General features: G+C 69.4%; 19 protein-coding genes and 1 tRNA gene. 10 read left to right on the forward strand and 10 right to left on the reverse strand.

Annotation, left to right across the window (positions count from 1 at the left end):
• The 5 genes from ACZ63F_RS27795 to ACZ63F_RS27815 all read left to right on the forward strand — a co-directional run bounded on the left by ACZ63F_RS27795 (position 1) and on the right by ACZ63F_RS27815 (position 7,956).
• Positions 1–1,569 (forward strand): Stp1/IreP family PP2C-type Ser/Thr phosphatase, encoded by a 1,569-nt coding sequence (locus ACZ63F_RS27795; protein WP_352355877.1) that lies wholly within the window; start codon positions 1–3, stop codon positions 1,567–1,569.
• Positions 1,570–1,596: 27 nt separating this feature from the next.
• A complete protein-coding gene (locus tag ACZ63F_RS27800; RefSeq protein WP_352355719.1) occupies positions 1,597–3,033 on the forward strand; it encodes an FtsW/RodA/SpoVE family cell cycle protein in 1,437 nt (478 codons plus the stop codon).
• Complete coding sequence (locus tag ACZ63F_RS27805; protein WP_469714737.1) at positions 3,030–4,514, forward strand: peptidoglycan D,D-transpeptidase FtsI family protein; 1,485 nt, start codon at positions 3,030–3,032, stop codon at positions 4,512–4,514. Before ACZ63F_RS27800 ends, ACZ63F_RS27805 begins: the two co-directional genes overlap by 4 nt.
• 169 nt (positions 4,515–4,683) lie before the next feature.
• Entirely contained in the window at positions 4,684–6,669 is a 1,986-nt protein-coding gene (gene pknB / locus ACZ63F_RS27810; RefSeq protein WP_469714740.1) for a Stk1 family PASTA domain-containing Ser/Thr kinase, read from the forward strand.
• 135 nt (positions 6,670–6,804) lie between these two features.
• A complete protein-coding gene (locus ACZ63F_RS27815; protein WP_469714742.1) occupies positions 6,805–7,956 on the forward strand; it encodes a restriction endonuclease in 1,152 nt (383 codons plus the stop codon).
• 87 nt (positions 7,957–8,043) lie between these two features.
• On the opposite strand, the gene ACZ63F_RS27820 is transcribed toward ACZ63F_RS27815, so the two are convergent.
• Genes ACZ63F_RS27820 through ACZ63F_RS27845 form a run of 6 tightly spaced genes read right to left on the reverse strand, consistent with a single transcriptional unit; the run spans position 8,044 to position 12,237 of the window.
• Entirely contained in the window at positions 8,044–8,793 is a 750-nt protein-coding gene (locus tag ACZ63F_RS27820) for a class E sortase (protein WP_469714744.1), read from the reverse strand.
• Positions 8,794–8,812: 19 nt separating this feature from the next.
• The gene (locus ACZ63F_RS27825; protein WP_469714748.1) at positions 8,813–9,856 is read right to left on the reverse strand and encodes a class E sortase; all 1,044 of its coding nucleotides are present in this window, start codon (positions 9,854–9,856) and stop codon (positions 8,813–8,815) included.
• Positions 9,853–10,491: an aminodeoxychorismate/anthranilate synthase component II gene (locus ACZ63F_RS27830; protein ID WP_469714751.1), complete on the reverse strand. Its 639-nt coding sequence runs from the start codon at positions 10,489–10,491 to the stop codon at positions 9,853–9,855. The genes ACZ63F_RS27825 and ACZ63F_RS27830 overlap by 4 nt, the downstream gene beginning before the upstream one ends.
• A complete protein-coding gene (locus ACZ63F_RS27835) occupies positions 10,488–10,649 on the reverse strand; it encodes a hypothetical protein (protein WP_099930115.1) in 162 nt (53 codons plus the stop codon). Before ACZ63F_RS27835 ends, ACZ63F_RS27830 begins: the two co-directional genes overlap by 4 nt.
• 52 nt (positions 10,650–10,701) lie before the next feature.
• Positions 10,702–11,385 (reverse strand): class E sortase, encoded by a 684-nt coding sequence (locus tag ACZ63F_RS27840; RefSeq protein ID WP_469714754.1) that lies wholly within the window; start codon positions 11,383–11,385, stop codon positions 10,702–10,704.
• Positions 11,386–11,412: 27 nt separating this feature from the next.
• The gene (locus ACZ63F_RS27845; RefSeq protein ID WP_469714756.1) at positions 11,413–12,237 is read right to left on the reverse strand and encodes a DUF881 domain-containing protein; all 825 of its coding nucleotides are present in this window, start codon (positions 12,235–12,237) and stop codon (positions 11,413–11,415) included.
• 152 nt (positions 12,238–12,389) lie between these two features.
• Here ACZ63F_RS27845 and crgA point away from each other — a divergent pair, with 152 nt between their 5' ends.
• The gene (gene crgA / locus ACZ63F_RS27850; RefSeq protein ID WP_351956796.1) at positions 12,390–12,644 is read left to right on the forward strand and encodes a cell division protein CrgA; all 255 of its coding nucleotides are present in this window, start codon (positions 12,390–12,392) and stop codon (positions 12,642–12,644) included.
• 279 nt (positions 12,645–12,923) lie between these two features.
• On the opposite strand, the gene ACZ63F_RS27855 is transcribed toward crgA, so the two are convergent.
• Both ACZ63F_RS27855 and ACZ63F_RS27860 read right to left on the reverse strand, forming a co-directional pair.
• Entirely contained in the window at positions 12,924–13,823 is a 900-nt protein-coding gene (locus ACZ63F_RS27855) for a rhomboid family intramembrane serine protease (protein WP_469714759.1), read from the reverse strand.
• 99 nt (positions 13,824–13,922) lie between these two features.
• Positions 13,923–14,456: a peptidylprolyl isomerase gene (locus ACZ63F_RS27860; RefSeq protein ID WP_293989980.1), complete on the reverse strand. Its 534-nt coding sequence runs from the start codon at positions 14,454–14,456 to the stop codon at positions 13,923–13,925.
• A 291-nt stretch (positions 14,457–14,747) separates the two neighbouring features.
• Between ACZ63F_RS27860 and ACZ63F_RS27865 the strand changes: the two genes are divergently transcribed.
• Positions 14,748–15,449, forward strand: coding sequence for a DUF5324 family protein (locus tag ACZ63F_RS27865; RefSeq protein WP_469714764.1), 702 nt, complete (start codon positions 14,748–14,750; stop codon positions 15,447–15,449).
• Positions 15,450–15,595: 146 nt separating this feature from the next.
• Complete coding sequence (locus ACZ63F_RS27870) at positions 15,596–16,810, forward strand: DUF6183 family protein (protein ID WP_469714766.1); 1,215 nt, start codon at positions 15,596–15,598, stop codon at positions 16,808–16,810.
• Between the two features lie 80 nt (positions 16,811–16,890).
• On the opposite strand, the gene ACZ63F_RS27875 is transcribed toward ACZ63F_RS27870, so the two are convergent.
• Positions 16,891–16,963: transfer RNA gene (locus ACZ63F_RS27875), tRNA-Ala, on the reverse strand.
• A gap of 184 nt (positions 16,964–17,147) precedes the next feature.
• On the opposite strand from ACZ63F_RS27875, the gene ACZ63F_RS27880 reads away from it, so the two are divergent.
• Both ACZ63F_RS27880 and ACZ63F_RS27885 read left to right on the forward strand, forming a co-directional pair.
• Positions 17,148–17,696, forward strand: a complete 549-nt coding sequence (locus tag ACZ63F_RS27880; protein WP_093500792.1) for a helix-turn-helix domain-containing protein — start codon at positions 17,148–17,150, stop codon at positions 17,694–17,696.
• 162 nt (positions 17,697–17,858) lie between these two features.
• Entirely contained in the window at positions 17,859–19,493 is a 1,635-nt protein-coding gene (locus tag ACZ63F_RS27885) for a serine/threonine-protein kinase (RefSeq protein ID WP_469714769.1), read from the forward strand.
• Here ACZ63F_RS27885 and ACZ63F_RS27890 read toward each other — a convergent pair.
• Positions 19,457–20,812, reverse strand: a complete 1,356-nt coding sequence (locus ACZ63F_RS27890) for a hypothetical protein (protein WP_469714771.1) — start codon at positions 20,810–20,812, stop codon at positions 19,457–19,459. The two genes, ACZ63F_RS27885 and ACZ63F_RS27890, sit on opposite strands and share 37 nt — an antisense overlap.
• Between the last annotated feature and the right edge of the window lie 176 nt (positions 20,813–20,988).

A 20,988-nucleotide genomic window follows, 5' to 3' on the forward strand; every position in this document is an offset into this window, starting at 1 on the left:
ATGTACCCGGAGCCGACGGGCGAGGTGCGCATGAGTCTGTCACTGCGCTTCGCCGCCGGATCGCACAAAGGCATGATCCGGGAGGGCAACGAGGACTCCGGTTACGCCGGTCCGCGCCTGCTCGCCATCGCCGACGGCATGGGCGGCCAGGCCGCGGGCGAGGTCGCCTCCTCCGAGGTGATCTCCACCCTGGTCACGCTCGACGACGACGTGCCCGGCTCCGACATCCTCACCTCCCTCGGCCACGCCGTGCAGCGCGCCAACGACCAGCTGCGCGCCATGGTCGAGGAGGACCCGCAGCTGGAGGGCATGGGGACCACCCTCACCGCCCTGCTGTGGACCGGACAGCGGCTCGGCCTCGTGCACGTCGGCGACTCCCGCGCGTACCTGCTCCGTGACGGCGTGCTCACGCAGATCACCCAGGACCACACCTGGGTGCAGCGCCTCGTCGACGAGGGCCGGATCACCGAGGAAGAGGCCACCACCCACCCGCAGCGCTCGCTGCTGATGCGCGCGCTCGGCAGCGGCGACCACGTCGAGCCGGACCTCTCGATCCGCGAGGTGCGCGCGGGTGACCGGTATCTCATCTGCTCCGACGGGCTCTCCGGGGTCGTCTCCCACCAGACCCTGGAGGAGACCCTCGCCAGCTACCAGGGCCCGCAGGAGACCGTGCAGGAGCTGATCCAGCTCGCGCTGCGCGGCGGCGGCCCCGACAACATCACGGTCATCATCGCGGACGTCCTCGACCTGGACACCGGCGACACCCTCGCGGGCCAGCTCTCCGACACCCCGGTCGTGGTCGGCGCGGTCGCCGAGAACCAGCACCACCTGCACGACAACGGCTACATGCAGACCCCGGCGGGCCGCGCCGCCAACCTCGGCCGGCAGGGCCACGGGCACGGCGGGGGCGGCGAGTTCGGGCCGCCCGGCTCCGGCGGCGACACCACCGGATACGTCCCGGCGGGCAGCTTCGGCGACTACACCGACGACGACTTCGTGAAACCCCGCAAGGGCCGCAAGTGGCTGAAGAGATCCTTCTTCAGCGTGCTCGCCCTCGCCGTGATCGGCGGGGGCCTGTACGGCGGCTACCGCTGGACGCAGACGCAGTACTACGTCGGCGCCAACGGCGAGCACGTCGCGCTCTACCAGGGCATCAGCCAGGACCTGGCCTGGGTCTCGCTGTCGAAGGTGGAGACGGACCACCCCGAGATCGAACTCAAGTACCTGCCGCCCTACCAGCAGAAGCAGGTCAAGGCGACCATCGCCGAGGGCGGCCTCAAGGACGCCCGGTCGAAAGTCCAGGAGCTGGCCGTGCAGGCCTCCGCCTGCAAGAAGGAGTCGGAGCGCACCGCCGCCGAGTCCAGGACGAGCTCCAAGACCGGCCAGGGCGAGGCCGGCGGCACCACGGGAACCACCAAGACCTCTCTCACGTCCAAGGCCTCGCCAAGCCCTTCGCACTCGGCGTCCTCCACGGCGTCACCGTCCCCGTCCCCCTCAGCGACCCCCAGCCCCGGCCCCACCCTCTCGGAGGATGAGCAGAAGGTCGTCTCGCTGTGCGGTAAGCAGTAGGCAAGCCGTGAGAGGCCCCGTCACACGATGAGTAGTTCCACCAACAGCTCGACCCATCACACGTCCACGATCGGTGCCATCGGCGCACCCAGCCGACGCAACACCGAGCTGGCGCTCCTGGTGTTCGCCGTCGTCATCCCGGTGTTCGCCTACGCCAACGTGGGCCTGGCCATCAACGACAAGGTACCGGCCGGCCTGCTCAGCTACGGCCTCGGCCTCGGGCTGCTCGCCGGCGTCGCCCACCTCGCCGTCCGCCGGTTCGCGCCGTACGCGGACCCGCTGCTGCTCCCGCTGGCCACGCTCCTCAACGGCCTCGGACTCGTCGTCATCTGGCGGCTCGACCAGTCCAAGCTGCTGCAGTCCATCAAGCAGGCGGGCACGGCCGCACCCCGCCAGCTGATGTACACCGCGATGGGCATCGCACTGTTCATCGTGGTGCTGATCTTCCTCAAGGACCACCGCGTCCTGCAGCGCTACACGTACATCTCCATGGTCGGCGCGCTGGCCCTGCTGCTGCTGCCGCTCGTGCCGGGCCTCGGCGCCAACATCTACGGCGCGAAGATCTGGATCTCGGTCGCCGGGTTCTCCATCCAGCCCGGTGAATTCGCGAAGATCGTCCTGGCCATCTTCTTCGCCGGCTACCTGATGGTGAAGCGCGACGCGCTCGCCCTCGCCAGCCGCCGCTTCATGGGCCTGTACCTGCCCCGCGGCCGCGACCTCGGCCCCATCCTGGTCGTCTGGTTCATCTCGATCCTGATCCTGGTCTTCGAGACCGACCTCGGTACCTCCCTGCTGTTCTTCGGCATGTTCGTGATCATGCTGTACGTCGCCACCGAGCGGACCAGCTGGATCGTCTTCGGTCTGCTGATGTCCGCGGCCGGCGCCGTCGGTGTCGCGAGCTTCGAACCGCACGTCCAGCAGCGCGTCCAGGCCTGGCTCAACCCGATGAAGGAGTACACGCTCAGCAAGACCGTCCCCGGCCACTCCGCCCAGTCGATGGAGGCCCTGTGGGCCTTCGGCTCCGGCGGCACCCTCGGCACGGGTCTCGGCCAGGGCCACTCCGACCTCATCCGGTTCGCCGCCAACTCCGACTTCGTCCTCGCCACCTTCGGCGAGGAACTGGGCCTGGCCGGCATCATGGCGATCCTGATCATCTACGGCCTGATCGTGGAACGCGGTGTCCGCACCGCCCTCGCCGCCCGCGACCCGTTCGGCAAGCTCCTCGCGATCGGCCTCTCCGGCGCGATGGCCCTCCAGGTCTTCGTCGTCGCGGGCGGTGTGATGGGCCTGATCCCGCTGACCGGTATGACGATGCCGTTCCTGGCGTACGGCGGATCGTCCGTGATCGCCAACTGGGCGCTCATCGGCATCCTCATCAGAATCAGCGACACCGCACGGCGCCCGGCGCCCGCCCCCGTCAGCAACCCCGACGCCGAGATGACCCAGGTGGTCCGCCCGTCATGAACAAGCCCCTGCGCCGAATCGCGATCTTCTGCGGCCTCCTCGTCCTCACCCTGCTGCTGCGCGACAACTGGCTCCAGTACGTCAAGGCCGACACCCTCCGCGAGGACCCCGCCAACCGCCGGGTCACGATCGCCCGCTACTCCACCCCGCGCGGCGACATCATCGTCGACGGCAACCCGATCACCGGCTCCACCGCGTCCAGCTCCTCCGGCCTCAACGACCTGAAGTACAAGCGCACCTACAAGAACGGCCCCATGTGGTCGCCGGTCACCGGCTACGCCTCCCAGGCCTTCGGCGCCAACCAGCTGGAGAGCCTCGAGGACGGCATCCTCACCGGCAACGACGACCGGCTCTTCTTCCGCAACACCCTCGACATGATCACGGGCAAGCAGAAGCAGGGCGGCAACGTCGTCACCACCCTCAGCGCGGCCGCGCAGAAGGCCGCGTACAACGGTCTGAAGGCGCAGGGCGGCAAGGGCGCGGTGGTCGCCCTCGAGCCCTCCACGGGCAAGATCCTGGCCCTCGCCTCCTACCCGTCGTACGACCCCTCCAGCTTCGCCGGCACCTCGGACACCGACGCCGAGGCCTGGAAGAAGCTGCAGAAGAAATACGACCCGAACGACCCGATGCTGAACCGGGCGCTGCGCGAGACCTACCCGCCGGGCTCCACCTTCAAGGTCGTCACCGCCGCCGCCGCCCTGGAGAACGGGCTCTACAAGTCGGCCGACGAGAACACCGACTCCCCGCTGCCCTACGTCATGCCCGGCACCACCACCGAGCTGAAGAACGAGGGCAACATCCCCTGCAAGAACGCGACCATGCGCAACGCGCTCAAGTTCTCCTGCAACACCGTCTTCGGCAAGATCGGCGCCGACCTGGGCAACGACAAGATGCTCGCCGAGGCGAAGAAGTTCGGCTTCGACTCCGAGCAGTTCACCCCGGTCCGCTCCAGCGCCTCGGTCTTCTCCGACAACATGAACCAGTCGCAGACCGCGCTCTCCTCGATCGGCCAGTACAACACCGCCGCGACCCCGCTGCAGATGGCCATGGTCGCCTCGGCGGTCGCCAACGACGGCAAGCTGATGAAGCCGTACATGGTCGACAAGCTGCAGTCGTCGAACCTCGACACCGTCTCCCAGACCGACCCCGAGGAGATGAGCCAGCCGCTGAGCTCCTCGAACGCCCAGATCCTGCAGTCCATGATGGAGACGGTCGTCAAGGACGGCACCGGCAAGAACGCACAGATCAACGGCGTCACCGTGGGCGGCAAGACCGGTACCGCCCAGCACGGCGTCGAGAACAGCGAGAACCCCTACGCCTGGTTCATCTCCTACGCCAAGCTCCCCGACGGCAGCAAGCCGGTCGCCGTCGCCGTGGTGATCGAGGACGACCAGGCCAACCGTGACGACATCTCCGGCGGCGGCCTGGCGGCCCCGATCGCGAAGAGCGTGATGGAGGCGGTCATCAACTCCAAGAAGTGACCCCGCTCACGTCCCCTTCACATCGGTGCACGTTGACATACCGGTCCTGTATCGGGTTACGGGCTTGGCCAGGTCACACAAACACAGCCGGGTACGGTAGGCCCGGACGGCAGCCTCCGACCGCACACCCGTGCCGGTCGGGACCGACGGAGAGGGCTGGTAGGGAACTATGGAAGAGCCGCGTCGCCTCGGCGGCCGGTACGAGCTGGGCCACGTGCTCGGCCGTGGTGGCATGGCGGAGGTCTACCTCGCCCATGACACGCGGCTCGGCCGCACGGTGGCGGTGAAGACGCTGCGCGCGGACCTCGCGCGCGACCCGTCCTTCCAGGCCCGGTTCCGCCGGGAGGCCCAGTCGGCCGCCTCGCTCAACCATCCCGCGATCGTCGCGGTCTACGACACGGGCGAGGACTACATCGACGGGGTCTCGATCCCGTACATCGTCATGGAGTACGTGGACGGCTCGACGCTGCGCGAGCTCCTGCACTCGGGCCGCAAGCTGCTGCCCGAGCGCGCCATGGAGATGACCATCGGCATCCTCCAGGGCCTGGAGTACGCGCACCGCAGCGGCATCGTCCACCGTGACATCAAGCCGGCGAACGTCATGCTGACGCGCAACGGCCAGGTCAAGGTCATGGACTTCGGCATCGCCCGCGCCATGGGCGACGCCGGCATGACCATGACCCAGACGGCGGCCGTCATCGGCACCGCCCAGTACCTCTCCCCGGAGCAGGCCAAGGGCGAGCAGGTCGACGCCCGCTCGGACCTCTACTCGACGGGTTGCCTCCTCTACGAGCTGCTGACGGTACGGCCGCCCTTCGTCGGCGACAGCCCGGTCGCGGTCGCCTACCAGCACGTCCGCGAGGAGCCCCAGCCCCCGTCGGTCTTCGATCCCGAGATCACGCCCGAGATGGACGCCATCGTCCTGAAGGCCCTGGTCAAGGACCCGAACTACCGGTATCAGTCGGCCGACGAGATGCGCGCCGACATCGAGGCGTGCCTGGACGGCCAGCCGGTCGCGGCCACCGCGGCCATGGGCTCCGTCGGCTACGGCGGCTACCCGGACGACATGCCGACCACGGCCATGCGCTCCGACGCCGGCGCCACCACCATGCTCCCCCCGATGAACCCGGACGACGGCGGCTACGGCTACGACGAACGCCCGGACCGCCGCCGCCAGCAGAAAAAGAAGAACAACACGTCCACGATCCTGCTCGTGGTCGCGGGCATCCTCGTGCTGGTCGGCTCGATCCTGATCGGGAAATGGGTGGTCAGCGGGGGCGGGGGCGGGAACGACACGGTCAGCACGCCGAACTTCGTCGGGCAGACCAAGGCGACGGCCACGCAGATGGCCGACAACACCGGGCTGAAGCTGGCCTTCACCCAGAAGACCTGCGCCGACCAGCCCAAGGGCAACATCTGCAGCCAGGACCCGACCTACAAGACCGAGGTCAAGAAGGACTCCACGGTCAACCTGGTGGTCTCGACGGGCGCGCCGAAGGTCGCGGTGGACAACGTGATCGGCAAGAACGTCGACGACGCGACCACGCAACTGGAGAACAAGGGCTTCAAGGTCAAGGTCACCAAGACGGTGTCCACCCAGGACGAGGGCACGGTCCTGAGCCAGAACCCCGACCCGGGCACCGAGAAGGAAAAGGGCTCGGTCATCACCCTGGAGGTCGCCAAGGCCGAGGAGAAGTCCACGGTCCCGGACGTCGCCGGGCAGACCTGCGACGCGGCCAAGGCACAGATGACGGCCAACAACCTGACCGGCAACTGCACCGAGGTGGACACCACCGACCCCAACCAGGTCGGCAAGGTCATCTCCACCGACCCGCAGGCGGGCACGCAGGTCAAGAAGAACTCCACGGTGAACATCCAGATCGGCAAGACGCAGCAGCAGACGGCCGTGCCGAGCGTCCTGGGCCAGACCGTGAAGCAGGCCAAGCAGACCCTGCAGGCGCAAGGCTTCACCAACATCCAGTTCAACGGTGACTCCAGCGACAACGCCCTCGTCACCAACCAGGACCCGCAGGCCAACACCGGCGTCAACGACCCCGGCAGCACGACGATCACCCTCACCACGGTGAGCGTCGGCAACGGCAACAACGGCGGGAACAACGGCGGTACCAACTTCTTCGGCGGTACCTTCGGCTGACGTTCCACACGAAGCGACAAAAGAGCCTGCCGGGGCGAAGCTCCTGGTCAGCCCACGGCAGGCACTTCTCGGCCCCGCAGAGCTTCGGCTCGGCGGGGCCGAGCGCTTCATGCAGCCGCGCAGGACACGCTGCCCTTGAACATCCGCTCTGGTATCGATCGTGCCTTCCCACTCGACAAGTCGTTGATCAGATCGGGTGGGGACTCGCAGCTCTGCCCTGGCCGTCTGGCCGCAGCACGATCGAAGGGGCAGAGCGTGATCAACGAATCGGCTCTACTGGAATCGCAGAGCCTGCGCAACAGCGTGCAGGACCGCACCGACGTCCTCGACAGGGTGAAGGCGCTGTCACTGCTGCCGGACGGGATGCATGTGACCACGGCGATGGTGGCGACGTACTTTCAAGTGCGCGTCAAAGCCATCCGCTCTCTGGTGATCGACCACAGGGCGGAGCTGGAAGCCAACGGCTACCACGTTTTGACAGGTTCAGAACTGAGCGCCTTCAAGGCGCTCAGTGGGATCCAGTCGCGCACCGCATCCCTCGCGCTCTTCTCCCGCCGAGCCGTCCTCAACGTCGCCATGCTGCTCCGCGACAGCGAAGTCGCACGTCAGGTGCGTGTGTATCTCCTGGACACGGAGTACCTGGCCCGCACACAGCCTGTGGAAAACCCGGTCCCGACCCACCTCGCGTCTCTCGACGACCGCATCGACCAACGCATCACCCACATCCTCGGCAAGACCGTCGTTCCAATGTTCAACGCCCTGATCGAGACATCGGGGGAACACCGTGCGGAGCTGATCGCCCTACGGACCGGCGTCCAGCGCATCGAGCGGCGGCTCCACCAGCACCACACACGGCTGAAGCGGCTCGAAGGAATCCGGGACGACCGCCCCGCCGTCGGAGTCATGGCCGCCATGGACGCCATGAACGGCCGTACCTTCGAGCGCCACATCGCCAAACTGCTGATCCGCGACGGGTGCACCAACGTCGTCGTACAGGGCGGTCACGGCGACCGGGGCGTCGACATCATCGGGCTCACGGCCGACGGGCGACGTCTCGTCGTCCAGTGCAAGAGGTTCGCGCCCTACCTCAACATCACCAGCCCGGAGGTCCAGAAGTTCGTCGGAGCGGCGAAGGTGCTGTACAGCGCGGACGTGGCGCTCTACGTGGCCACGTGCCCCTTCACACCGGAGGCCTTGAACATCGCCGCCGCCGCCGGGATCACCGCCGTACATCGTGGGGCACTGGAGGACTGGAGTGCCGGGGAGCCGCTGAAGATCCTGGAGTGAGCACGACGTGACAGGAAAGGGCCCGAAGCCGCAAGGAGTAGTTGCGGCTTCGGGCCCAGCTCGTGTCAAACGTGACAGTACGTCACGCTAACGCAGTTCCTTCGGCAGCGTCCGCTCGCTGTCCACCTTCTGCACCCGCACCAGCTCCCCCCACACCACGTACCGGTACCGGCTCGTGTACACCGGCGTGCACGTCGTCAGGGTGATGTAGTGGCCCGGCTTGGTCTTGCCGGACTCCTTGGGGATCTGGGAGAGGACCTTGACGTTGTACTTCGAGGTCTCGGGGAGGATGTCGTAGACCTTGTAGACGTACCAGTTGTCACGGGTCTCGAAGACGACCGGGTCGCCGACCTTCACCTTGTCGATGTTGTGGAACTTCGCGCCGTGGCCGTCGCGGTGGGCGGCGAGGGTGAAGTTGCCGGTCTTGCCGGTGGTGGGGAGCACGGCCTTGGCCGGGTCCGTGTAGTAGCCGGCCACACCGTTGTTCAGGACGTCCGTGGACGTGCCCTTCTCGACGAGGACCTCGCCGTTCTTCATCGACGGCACGTGCAGGAAGCCGATGCCGTTCTTCGTGTCCAGCGCGCCGGGACCGGGGTCCGGCTGGGCCCAGCTCTGCCGGACCTTGTCACCCGCCCGGTCGGCCTTGCGGTCCGCTATCACGTTCGTCCACCACAGCGAGTAGACGACGAACAGGCCGAGCACCAGGCCCGCCGTGATGAGGAGTTCACCGAAGACGCTGACCGCCATGGCGATCCGGCCGGTCGGCCGGCGGCGCGCGCCGGGTGCCGCGCCGGGCGCGTCGGTCTGCTCTTCGGTGTCGTCGGTGGTCGCTGCCACAGTTCCTCTGCCTCTGCCCTTACTCGACGAGCGCGTCCGGCTTGCCCTTGCTGCGCGGGCGTTCCTCGACCATCTTGCCCCAGACGATCAACCGGTACTTGCTGGTGAACTCCGGTGTGCAGGTGGTGAGTGTGATGTACCGGCCCGGCTGGGTGAATCCCGAACCCTTCGGCACCGGGTCCAGCACGCTCACGTTGCTCGGGGACGTCACCGGCAGCATCGACGTCACCTTGTACACGTAGTACTCGTCCTGCGTCTCGACGACGACCGCGTCCCCGGCCACCAGCTTGTTGATGTACCGGAACGGCTCACCGTGCGTGTTGCGGTGCGCGGCCAGACCGAAGTTGCCGGTCTTGTCCTGCGGCATCGCGGTCTTCAGCGCGCCCTCGCCGTAGTGCCCGACCATCCCCTTGTCGAGGACCTTCTTGTTGCTGACGCCCTCGGCGATCGGCGCCACCACGTCCAGCTTGGGGATGTGCAGGATGGCGAAGCCCTGCCCGGGCGCGAAGACACCGGGGGCGCGCTTGCCGCTCGCCCAGTCCTTCTGCAGGCTGCTGGCCTCGCTGCCGGCCTGGGCGTGGGCGCGGACGTTCGTCCACCACAGCTGGTACGTGACGAACAGCAGCATCAGCACGCCCGTGGTGATGAACACCTCGCCTATCGCCCGGCTCGCCATGACGGCCGGACTGGGCTTGCGCAGCCGCTGCTGCCGACGGGCCTCGACCCGGGAGAGCGGCCGGCCCGGCGTGGCGCCCGGCGCGATGCCCGGTGCGGTGTCCTCCGGCAGCGCGGTCTCCGGGGCGCCGCCATGGCGCCCGCCACGCCGCTTGGCAGCCTTTCTGCGGGCCGCTCGGCCGCCTCCTGGGGTTCCAGTGCCTGAAGGGACTGCTGTGGCCGCAGAGGCCGATATGGGCGGCGGATCGGGGATCCGCAGCGCGACCGTCTCCTCGTCGATCTGCGGAAGGGGCGGCAGAAACGCCGTCTCCCCGAGCGCGTCTGACCCCTCGTACGGCTGACCCCCGTACGAGGCACCGGACTCGCGCTCGGGGCGCAGCGCGGTCACGCCGAGGCCCTGCCCACCACCGGGGCGAGCCCCACCGACCTGGCCACGGCCCCCTGGTCACCGCACTCCACCAGCCAGTTGGCCAGCATCCGGTGCCCGTGCTCGGTCAGTACCGACTCTGGATGGAACTGCACACCCTCCACCGGGAGTTCACGGTGCCTGAGGCCCATGATGATCCCGTCGTGGGTACGGGCGGTCACCTCCAGCTCGGCCGGCACCGTCGCCGGCTCCGCGGCCAGCGAGTGGTAGCGGGTCGCGGTGAACGGTGAGGGCAGGCCCGCGAAGACGCCCTTGCCACCGTGCTCGACCAGCGAGGTCTTGCCGTGCAGCAGCTCCGGCGCCCGGTCCACCACACCGCCGTACGCCACCTGCATCGACTGCATGCCGAGGCAGACGCCGAAGACCGGGACGCCGGTCGCGGCGCAGTGCCGGACCATGTCCACGCAGACGCCCGCCTCCTCCGGCGTCCCAGGACCGGGCGAGAGCAGCACCCCGTCGAACCCGTCCTGGGCGTGCGCCGTCGACACCTCGTCGTTGCGCAGCACCTCGCACTCGGCGCCCAGCTGGTACAGGTACTGGACCAGGTTGAAGACGAAGCTGTCGTAGTTGTCGACGACGAGAATCCGCGCGCTCACTGGTTGTCCACCGTCACATCGTTGAAGGGCAGCAGCGGTTCGGCCCAGGGGAAGACGTACTGGAAGAGGACGTAGACCACGGCCAGGACCAGCAGGAGTGAGATCAGCGCCTTCACCCACGCGTTGCCCGGCAGATGCCGCCAGATCCAGCCGTACATGCCGTCCCTTCCGTTCCACCACGGCACCAGAATCCCGCCGTACTGCACCAGGCTACCGGCGCAGCGCCTTGGGTCTGCCTGACTCCACGGGCTGTGTGGAGTCCAAATGCGCCCAGACGATCAGCCGATGGCTGTGCCCCCATTCCGGATCGCACGTGGTCAGCGTGAGATAGCGCCCCGGACGCGTATACCCCGACTTACGTGGCACAGGGTCGATCACTTCAACGTCCGTCGGAACTGTTTTGTAAGGGCCTTTGTCGATCCGATACGTGAACCAGGTCGTCCCGTCCGTCAGGACGATCGCATCGCCCTTGCGCAGCTCCGGGAAGTCGAGGAACGGGTCGCCGTAGGTGCGCCGGTGTCCGGCGACCGCGAAGTTGCCCACCTGGCCCAGCCGGGCGGTCCGGGCGTAGTGGGCGAGGCCCTTCTTCAGCACGTCGGTGCCGGTGCCCTCCAGGACCGGCTTGTTCCACGTGAAACCGAACCGGGGGATGTACATGATCGCGAAGGGCTTGCCGTAGTGGTACGCGGCGGCGGTCACGGGTGCGGGGCTCGCCTTCGCCGTGGGGTGCACCGACGCCTCCGCCGACCACTGCCGCTGTAACTGGTCGATCTGGTCGTGCATCACACTGTCGGCCTTCACACCGGTCCAGAACAGCACGTACGCGACGAAGAGCACGATGAGGGTGCCGACGGTGATGCAGAGCTCGCTGACGGTCCTGACGATCACGCGCACCGGCGGCTCCAGAAAGTGACGAGCTGCTTACTCCACGGGCTTCGCGTAGTGCAGATCCACTGTGCCCGAGTAGCCCGGAAGAGTCACCGTCCCGTCCTCGGTCACTTTCCAGCCGAGGCCGTACACGTTCACGTACACCATGTAGTTCTGGATCGCCTCGGAGTCCGCGAGCGACTTCTGCATCTTCGCCGGGTCGCCGATCGCCTGGATCTTGTACGGCGGGGAGTAGACCCGGCCCTGGAGGATCAGCGTGTTGCCCACGCAGCGCACCGCGCTGGTGGAGATCAGCCGCTGGTCCATGACCTTGACGCCCCGGGCGCCGCCCTGCCACAGGGCGTTCACCACCGCCTGCAGGTCCTGCTGGTGGATGACCAGGTAGTCGGGCTGCGGCTCGGGGTAGCCCGGAAGCTTGGCGGTGGCGTTCGGCGGGGCGTCGTTCAGCGTGACGGTGATCGCCTTGCCGGTCAGCTTCTGGGTGCCCGCGTCCTTCTCCAGGCCGGCCAGCTGGTCGTCCTGGGCCTTGGTGGAGCCGTCGTCGCGTTTGGCGAGCTTCTCGTTCTGGTCGCGGGTGCTCGCGTTGGACTCGTCCAGCTCCTTGTTCTTGCGGCTGTGCTGCTGGATCAGGTCGGAGAGCTTGAGCAGGTTGTCGTCCGAGCGGATGTCGGTGCCCTTGGCCGTGTTGAAGCTGGTGAAGAAGAGCAGACCGGCCAGGGCGAAGACGCCCACGGTGAGGATCCGCGCCGGACGGAAGCCCGGCCGGAAGCGTGGGCGGAGGCCAGGCCGGGAACCGCCCTCGCCGGCGGGGCCGGAACCCGTTGATCCGGTCGCGTTGGAGTCGGCAGAATTGCTCAACGTACCCTTATCTCCTTCAGCGCCACGGAAGCACTACGCTAACGGACGCCCGGGGGAGCGCTCAGTCTGCCCTTACTGTCCCCTTGTACGCTGCCCCGAGCCCGACCCAGTTACCTGCGCGGCCACGCAGCGCATCGACAGGAGAGACCCTCGTGCCGAAGTCACGTATCCGCAAGAAGGCCGACTACACGCCGCCCCCGGCGAAGCAGGCGACCGCCATCAAGCTCAACAATCGCGCCTGGGTCGCGCCGGTGATGCTGGCCATGTTCCTCATCGGGCTGGCCTGGATCGTCGTCTTCTACGTGACCGACGGTTCACTGCCGATCGACAGCCTCGACAACTGGAACATCGTCGTGGGCTTCGGCTTCATCGCGGCCGGCTTCGGCGTCTCCACGCAGTGGAAGTAGCTCCGCGGTAGCTCTGCCCAGGGCTATCCGCTGAGTTATCCACAGGCCTGCTTTGCTGTCCACACCCTCCTGGGGAAAAGACGACGATCTGTGGATAACCCGTCGGGTGTTGACGCCGGTACGACTACCACAACACCCTTCGCCTGACTGTTCGCCCCCTGCCTGACCTGCGGAAACGCAAGTGAGGGGCAGGGGGCACAGTTGTGCGTGCACGTTGTGCACAAGATCCGCGACCGACTGTGGACAACGGTTCGGTATCGGTGCGGTGAGCCGCCGTGATCAGGTGAGCTGAGCGGTTCTGACGAGGGTCAGGACGACCGCCACCACCAGCACCAGGGCGCATGTGCCGTACTGGATGAGGTTCCGCCGCTCGCGCGGGGCGTGCACCATCGCGTAGCCGGTGACGACACCCGCGACCAGGCCTCCTATGTGGGCCTGCCAGGCGATGCCGCCGCTGAACGTGAAGATGAGGTTGATCACCAGCAGGGCGATGATCGGCCGCATGTCGTAGTTGAGCCGGCGGATGAGCACCGCGGTGGCACCGAAGAGGCCGAAGATCGCGCCGGAGGCGCCGAGGGAGGGCTGGTTCTGGGCGGCGAGCAGATAGGTGAGGGCGCTGCCGGCCAGTCCGGAGACGAAGTAGAGCGTGATGTAGCGGGCGCGGCCGAGGGCGGCTTCCAGGGGGCCGCCGATCCACCAGAGGCTGAGCATGTTGAACACGATGTGCATGGGGTTCGTCGGGTCATGCAGGAACATCGCGGTCAGCATGCGGTAGTACTGGCCCTGTGCCACTCCCTCCAGTGGGCTGAACTGGGAGTACTGAGCCTCGCCGATCATCTCGAAGTGGTGGGTGAAGCTGTCTCCGACGGACTTCTGCACCAGGAAGACGGCGATGTTGATGCCGATCAGGATCTTGGTGAGGAGCCGTGGGTCGGCGGTCATCGTGCCGCCGGCGAGGGTGCGGGGCCGGGAGGCGGCGGGGGGCGGGCCGCTGTGGCCCTCGGTGGTGCCGCGGACGCAGTCGGGGCACTGGAAGCCCACGGAGGCGCTGACCATGCACTCGGGGCAGATGGGGCGCTCGCAGCGGGTGCAGCGCACGCCGGTCTCCCGGTCCGGGTGCCGGTAGCACTTGGGCAGGCTGTGGGCGTCGCGCGCGCTGCCTGCCGCCTGGTCCTCCATGGGGTCCCCTCGCTCGTCGTGGGCAGTGTTCCGCCCCGCCCATCCTTACGGACGAGCGGGGCGTTTGGTTCCCTTCGGGTGCTTTCCTTTCGTCCCCGGTCAGCCGGCGCGCTTCGTGACGACGACCGTCTCGATGACGACGTCGTTCACCGGCCGCTTGTTGGGTCCGCTGACGGGGACGGCGGCGATGCTGTCCACGACCTTCTGGCCGGCCGGGTCCACGACCTCGCCGAAGATGGTGTGCTTGCGGTTGAGGTGGGGAGCGGGGTTGACCGTGATGAAGAACTGGGAGCCGTTGGTGCGGGGGCCGGCGTTGGCCATGGCGAGCAGGTAGGGGCGGTCGAAGCGCAGGTCGGGGTGGAACTCGTCCTCGAACTTGTAGCCGGGGCCGCCGATGCCGGTGCCGAGGGGGTCGCCGCCCTGGATCATGAAGCCGCTGATGACCCGGTGGAAGACGGTGCCGTCGTAGAGCGGGTCGGTGGAGACGGCGCCGGTGGCCGGGTGGGTCCACTCACGCTCACCCTGCGCCAGTTCGACGAAGTTCCTGACCGTCTTGGGCGCGTGGTTCGGGAAGAGCCGGACCTCGATGTCGCCGAGGCTGGTCTTCAGGGTGGCGTAGAGCTGCTCGGCCACGGTCCGCCTTCCGTTGTGCTCGGATTCAGTGCCCCCGATCCTCGCACGGTACGGCGCCTTCGATGCCTGCCCGGAGCTTCCGGGCGTGGATCCTCACGAATCACTTGCGGAACCCCTTCTGTCATGCGGGGGCGCGCGGCGTCGATCCGTGGCATTGTCGTCGACAAGCCCCTCTTAGCTCTGGTTGCACCCGTATGCCCGTCCTCGCGCGCCGCTCGGCGCGCGGACAGGCATGATCCGTAAAAGGGTGGAAAGTCGAAATACCGTACGCCACCGAGGAGGAGGAAACCCGTGACCCGCAAAGACAGCGTGCGCGCCGCGACCAGTTCGGCGAAGGACAGCGTGCGGCACGCCGCGGAAGCGGTGGCGCCCTACGCCGACACGGCCAAGGAGCGTGCCGCGTACTACGCACAAGAGGCACGCGTACGGCTCGCGCCCGTGGTGTCGCAGGCCGCCGAGCAGGCCCGCGTCCAGTACGACGCCCATCTCGTACCGCGCCTGGAGCAGGCCCGTACCCATGTGCCACCGAAGATGGACCAGGCGGCGCACGACGCCGCCGACCTGACACGCAAGGCCGCCCGGCAGGCCGCCGACTACTCGCGCCCGAGGATCGAGCAGGCGGTGGCGGCGGCCGCTCCGGTCCGTGAGGAGGCGACCGCGCGGGGTGCCGCCGCGCTGGCCGCGCTGCGCGGCAATGTTTCGGCCGAGGACATCGAGAAGCTGGCCCGCCGGAACCAGCGGCGCTCGTCGTACGGCCGTGCGTTCAAGGCGTTCGCGGTGTTCGGCGTGCTGGCCGGTGCGGCCTTCGCTGCCTGGAAGTGGTGGGACAAGCAGGCCAACCCAGACTGGCTGGTCGAGCCCCCGGCCGCCACGGAGGTCCCGGACGCGGGCCGTCTCGGCTCGGTGGACGGCAGTTCCCCGCTCGACCCCGAGGTCCAGGCGAAGGAGGCCGAGGAGCACGGGTCCCGGTCCCGGGACGACAAGAACCGCTGAGCCCGGTCGGCCGTGCTGGGGCCGCACGCCGTTTCACGTGAAACCGGACGGCTGACCGCACGGACGGGACCCGCAACCCCCCTGACCGCGTTGACGCAGGTCAGGGGGGTTTGCCAGCGATCCCGGAGGGGCCGAACCGGAAATCGATGTCCGCCGGGACGATCGTGCGGCACAGTGACTCCACCATGTACGGCGACACGACTCGACGGATCAAGGAACTCCTGGACGGCGGCTTCCCGGCCGCGAGCGCACTCGGTGAGGAGATCCGGCATCGGGTTTCGTCCGGGGACTTCGAGTGGACGACGCTGCTCGGCGCGGAGCTCGCCCGGCGGGCCGCCCGTGGAGGCGAGGATGCGCCCGAACACGTCTTCCTGCTCGACCGGTTGCAGACAGCCCTTGCCATGACGGAGGGACAGCAGAGCCTGCGCGCGTTGTTGTGCCTGCCGGTCAGCGTGCAGGCCGGAGGGCCGGCGCAGACCCGTGCCGAGCGGTGCCTGGCGCACCTGGTGGCCCTGGGGCACCGGCCCGCGGACATCGTCCCGGCCGTCTACGGCGAGCAGCTCGGCATCGCGGCGTCGGACGAGTTCAAGGCCTGCCTGCTGCAGGAGCTGGTGCTCCGGGGCGTCGCAGTCCCGGAGTACCCCGTTCTGCGGTCCTTCGGTGACGCGCTCGTGACGGAGGGGCATCCGCTCGCGCCGCTGCCGCTGCACCTGCTGCCGGCGGAGCGTGCGCTGCTCAGGCCGCCGCACGCCCCGCCCGGCTGGACGTGGGCCTTGTCCCCTGCAGCGGTGGAGAAGCAGAGCGACCAGCCAGGACTCCGTGTCTCGCCGGAGATGCGGCGGCGCGGCGGCGCGGCGGATCCGGCGGAGATCACCGTTGCGGAGTCGGCCGAGGCCATGAGCGCCGTGGTGCGGCACTGGGTGGAGGAGTCCAACGGCAGGGTCGCCGCGCAGGAGTTCTGGTCCGCCTCCGCCGTCTCACCGGATGACTTCGCAGCCGTCTTCGAGCGGCTTCCGCTCACCGCGTGGCCCGCGGGAGAGACGAGGGCCCGGCTGCACCAGGCCAGTTCCGGCAGGGTGCTGCGGGTACTGCTCACCGCGGCGGTGCGCAGTCCCGCCTACGGCAATGGCGGGTTCGGTGCGTACGGGCGGCTCGCTGCCTGGCGCTCCCTCGGCGGCCTGGTCGGCGCCGCTCCGGACGCGCCGATCGGGTACACCGCCAGGCTGGTGGAACAGGCGCAGTGGTTCGTGGCCGACCCGTCGTCGGGCTGGTTCTGCCTGGTGGCCTGGGACCTCGCCGTGGCCGTCTTGCGTGCGGGCGGGCAGGAGATCGCGGTCCTCACCGCCACGGACACCGACTGATCCCGGGCCGAGAGCCGTCGACCGGAACGGAGGCAAAAAGACCCCCTGACTGCATTTGCGCAGGTCAGGGGGGTCTGTTGTGGAGCCTAGGGGAGTCGAACCCCTGACATCCGCCATGCAAAGACGGCGCTCTACCAACTGAGCTAAGGCCCCGTACGGGAAGCGACCGGCCGGCGGAAGGTCCGCGAGGTCGGTGCCGCAGACCAGAGTACCGGGTCACCCCCCGTACCTCGCAAAAAGATTGGGGGTCCCCGCAGATGACCACTCTCCGTAAGATGCTCGGCGGGGTTCGCTGTAGCGAACCGTGGTTTTTTTGGGGAAGCGATGGGGAGACGCAATGGACGCCGCACAGCAGGAAGCCACCGCCAGAGCGCGGGAGCTGCAGCGGAACTGGTACGGAGAGCCGCTGGGGGCGCTCTTCCGTAAGCTCATCGACGACCTGGGGCTCAACCAGGCACGTCTCGCGGCGGTCCTCGGACTGTCCGCGCCCATGCTGTCGCAGCTGATGAGCGGGCAGCGGGCGAAGATCGGCAACCCGGCCGTGGTCCAGCGGGTGCAGCTGCTCCAGGACCTCTCGGCTCAGGTCGCGGACGGCAGCGTGAGCGCCGCCGAGGCGACCGAGCGCATGGACGAGATCAAGAAGTCCCAGGGGGGCTCGGTGCTCAGCAACACCACGCAGACGACCAGTGGTTCGGGGGCGCCGACGGTCAAGCGGGTGGTTCGCGAGATCCAGTCGTTGCTGCGTTCGGTCGCCGCCGCCGGTGACATCATCGACGCGGCCGACACTCTCGCTCCGTCCCACCCGGAGCTCGCGGAGTTCCTCCGGGTGTACGGGGCCGGCCGCACGTCGGACGCGGTCACGCACTACCAGTCGCACCAGAGCTGAGTCCCGGCCCGGCGCACCGGAGGGGGTCCGGTGAACCGGGCGGGGTCAGTCCCTGACGGCGGGGGCACGCGAGAGGGGTCGTATCGCTCATCCGGGGGAAGCAAGGGGGGTAACAGGCAAGGGGGTGGCAGGGGAACCCGAGGGGGAGGGGTACGGGCAGTCATGGGTGAGGTCTTCGCGGGCCGGTACGAGCTGGCCGACCCGATCGGTCATGGCGGAGTGGGCGCCGTCTGGCGTGCCTGGGACCACCGGCGCAAGCGTTATGTGGCGGCCAAGGTGCTCCAGCAGAGCGACGCCCACGCGCTCCTGCGCTTCGTGCGGGAGCAGGCGCTGCGCATCGACCACCCCCATGTCCTGGCTCCGGCCAGCTGGGCCGCCGACGACGACAAGGTCCTGTTCACGATGGACCTGGTCGCCGGCGGCTCGCTGGTCCACCTCGTCGGGGACTACGGTCCCCTGCCCCCGCTGTTCGTCTGCACCCTCCTCGACCAGCTCCTCGCCGGCCTCGCCGCGGTGCACGCCGAGGGTGTGGTCCACCGGGACGTCAAGCCCGCGAACATCCTGCTGGAAGCGACGGGGACCGCCCGTCCCCGGCTGCGTCTGTCGGACTTCGGCATCGCCATGCGGTTCGGCGAGGCACGGCTGACCGAGACCAACCTCGTCGTCGGGACGCCGGGTTACATCGCCCCGGAGCAACTCCTCGGCGCCGAACCCGACTTCACGGCCGACCTGTTCGCCGTCGGCCTGGTCGCCCTGTACCTCCTGGAGGGCGCCAAACCCGACGCCAAGGCGCTCGTCCAGTACTTCGCCGAACACGGCACCCCGGGAGCGCCCAAGGGCATCCCGGACCCGCTCTGGCAGGTCGTCGCCAGTCTTCTCCAGCCGGACCCACGGGCCCGCTTCCGTACGGCGACCGGAGCCCGCAGGGCCCTCGCCGACGCCCGCGAGCTCCTCCCGGAGACGGACGCCGACGAGGAGTCGATCGAGATCTTCGACCAACTGGGGCCGCTTCCGCCGGGGTTCGGGCCGACCGGGCCGGTGCGGCCGGCCTCGGGGGTCGACCCGGCCCGGGTGGTGTCCAGTACTTCGACGGGGCCCCGTGCGCCGGGAGCGGCCGGGCCGCATCCCGACGCGGCGACCGCGACGGGGCAACGGGCGACCGTGGACGCCCCGGGCCGGGCGAAGGGCACGGAACCGGCCGGTGCGGCGTGGACGGGGACGCAGGCGGGCCCGGACCCGGCGGCTGCGAGGCCGGCTCCCGCGACGCCCGGTGCCGGGGCCGACCCCCGTACCGAGACCGGAACCGGGACCGGGACCGGGACCGGGACCGGGACCGCCGCAGAACCCCCGGCGGGCGGCGCCGACGGCACCCTCGGCGGTGGAACCGCTGCCGTCCCCGCCGCCATGTCCGACACCGGCAGCTTCCGGCTCCCCCCGCCCCGGACACCGGTCACCCCGGCCCCCGCCGCCGTGCGGCCCGAGCCGACCCCGCCGTACCCGCCCTACGCCCGGCCACCGGCCGACCAGACCCCGCAGGCCCACACGCCCTGGTCCCCCGCCCAGCCGCTCCCCCCGGCCCAGCCGCACGCCGACACTCCCACCCCCACCCCCACAGCCACCCCCACGGCCACGTACACCACGCGTGATCCGCAGCCCTCGCCGCCGTCGGTCCGCACCCATGGCCGGCGTCGGCGGCGGGCGCCCAGGCCCGGTCCGCCGGCCAGGGCGGCCGTGCCCATCCTGCTGCTCGCGCTGGCCTGTTACGCCGTCGGTTTCTGGGCGCTGGCCCGGCTCTGAGCGCGCCGGGCGGTCAGGGTCCACAGGCCCAGGACGAGCAGCAGGGCCGTGCCCGTGCCGATGCCGCCGGCCGCGAGCGCCCGCAGCGCCGTGTCGTCGTCGCCGTCGGCCGGGGTCAGGAGGCCCCCTCGGTTCCAGGACACGCCGAAGACGCCCTTCGGGACCGGCGAACCGGCGTACGCGGGTCCGGAGTTCGGGGTGCCGCCGACGCGGACCCGGAGGGTGACGCCGTACGGCCCCTTCCCGAAGGTGTCCGCGGTCTGCCCGGTGAGGTGGACGACGAGGTAGTAGGCGCCGGCGAACCGGACGGCGTTCTGCGTGCCGGAGGCGGCGTACCGGTTGGCGTAGGCGACCGGTGGCAGGGGTTCGAGGGAGGACGACTTCTGGGTGCCGTCGTAGCCGAGGGAGACGTCGTCGACGTAGCCGCGGACCGGGTTGTAGAGGGAGAGGTTGAGCGCGGCGCTGACATAGCCGTGGGCGTCTCCGCCGGTGCTGCCGAGGTCGACGGTGACGTGGAGCTGCTGGCCCCAGTCGACCGGGACGGCGTAGTAGAGGGTCTGGCCGGGCGTGATGCCGGTCTGCCAGACGCCTTGGTCCAGGGTGCGGGCCGTGGTGAAGCCGGCGCCCCCGGTGCGCTGGTGGGGGTCCGAGGTGAGCGGCTCGGGTGACGCGGAGTTCCAGGTCCCGGGGGCGGTGGTGGCGCCGGTCTTGGCCAGGGCCGGTTCGGTGACGGGGGCGATCTCCAGGTCCCAGCTGCCCGGGGTGGTGGTCCGCGAGCCGGAGACGGCCCGCTCGACGACCACGTAGTAGGTGCCCGCGTCCCGGCACAACGCCTTGCCCGCGTCCCGCCGCCCCACCGCGGTGACCGGCCGCGGACTGAGCCCGGCGCCGAAGCGGGCGCTGTCGTAGTCGCAGGCGGAGCCGTTGGCGTCCTCGATCGAGACCTCGATGCCGTCGCTGGCGGAGACGGTGGCGGTGGCGGGCGGCACGGCGGTGACGGGGACGTAGGCCGAGGTGCCGGCGGTGAGTTCGAGGCGGAAGTACAGCTCGCCCTTGTCGGGGAGGGTGCTGCGGTAGGTCGTGCCGGGCTCCAGTGGTACGGCGTCCGTGGTGGTCGCCGCTCCGGTGACGGTGCGGGCGCCGGGGGCGAAGGCGTATCCGCTCCCGCTGCCGCTGCCGCCGTCGGCTTCGGCGGAAAGGGCCGGGAGCAGCGCCGTCAGTGCGAGGGCGGCCGCCACGCAGATGCCCCGCCGTGCCGCCGTACGCCACCGCCGTATCACGCGCGCCCCCAGTCGTCGTCCGCCGACCGCGGAAGTCACGGCCCGGCCGGGCCCCATACTGCCCCGCGCGCCCCCGCGCCACCCGGCGATCCGCGCGACCGTCCGAAACACCGTGCTCGAAACGCCCCACCGGCACGCCCGCAACCCCCGCACCCGTCCGGCCGTCCCGGAAACGCAAAACCCCGACCGCACCGGCGGCCGGGGTCTCAGTGTCG

It is taken from the genome of Streptomyces sp. NPDC104761 (assembly GCF_055583445.1).

What these genes read in the sequence shown, in the direction of transcription:
- ACZ63F_RS27795 (WP_352355877.1), top strand. Translation starts at nt 1, where the DNA reads ATGTACCCGGAGCCGACGGGCGAGGTGCGCATGAGTCTGTCACTGCGC.
- ACZ63F_RS27800 (WP_352355719.1), top strand. Translation starts at nt 1,597, where the DNA reads ATGAGTAGTTCCACCAACAGCTCGACCCATCACACGTCCACGATCGGT.
- ACZ63F_RS27805 (WP_469714737.1), top strand. Translation starts at nt 3,030, where the DNA reads ATGAACAAGCCCCTGCGCCGAATCGCGATCTTCTGCGGCCTCCTCGTC.
- pknB (WP_469714740.1), top strand. Translation starts at nt 4,684, where the DNA reads ATGGAAGAGCCGCGTCGCCTCGGCGGCCGGTACGAGCTGGGCCACGTG.
- ACZ63F_RS27835 (WP_099930115.1), bottom strand. Translation starts at nt 10,649, where the DNA reads ATGTACGGCTGGATCTGGCGGCATCTGCCGGGCAACGCGTGGGTGAAG.
- ACZ63F_RS27855 (WP_469714759.1), bottom strand. Translation starts at nt 13,823, where the DNA reads ATGGAGGACCAGGCGGCAGGCAGCGCGCGCGACGCCCACAGCCTGCCC.
- ACZ63F_RS27870 (WP_469714766.1), top strand. Translation starts at nt 15,596, where the DNA reads ATGTCCGCCGGGACGATCGTGCGGCACAGTGACTCCACCATGTACGGC.
- ACZ63F_RS27880 (WP_093500792.1), top strand. Translation starts at nt 17,148, where the DNA reads ATGGACGCCGCACAGCAGGAAGCCACCGCCAGAGCGCGGGAGCTGCAG.
- ACZ63F_RS27885 (WP_469714769.1), top strand. Translation starts at nt 17,859, where the DNA reads ATGGGTGAGGTCTTCGCGGGCCGGTACGAGCTGGCCGACCCGATCGGT.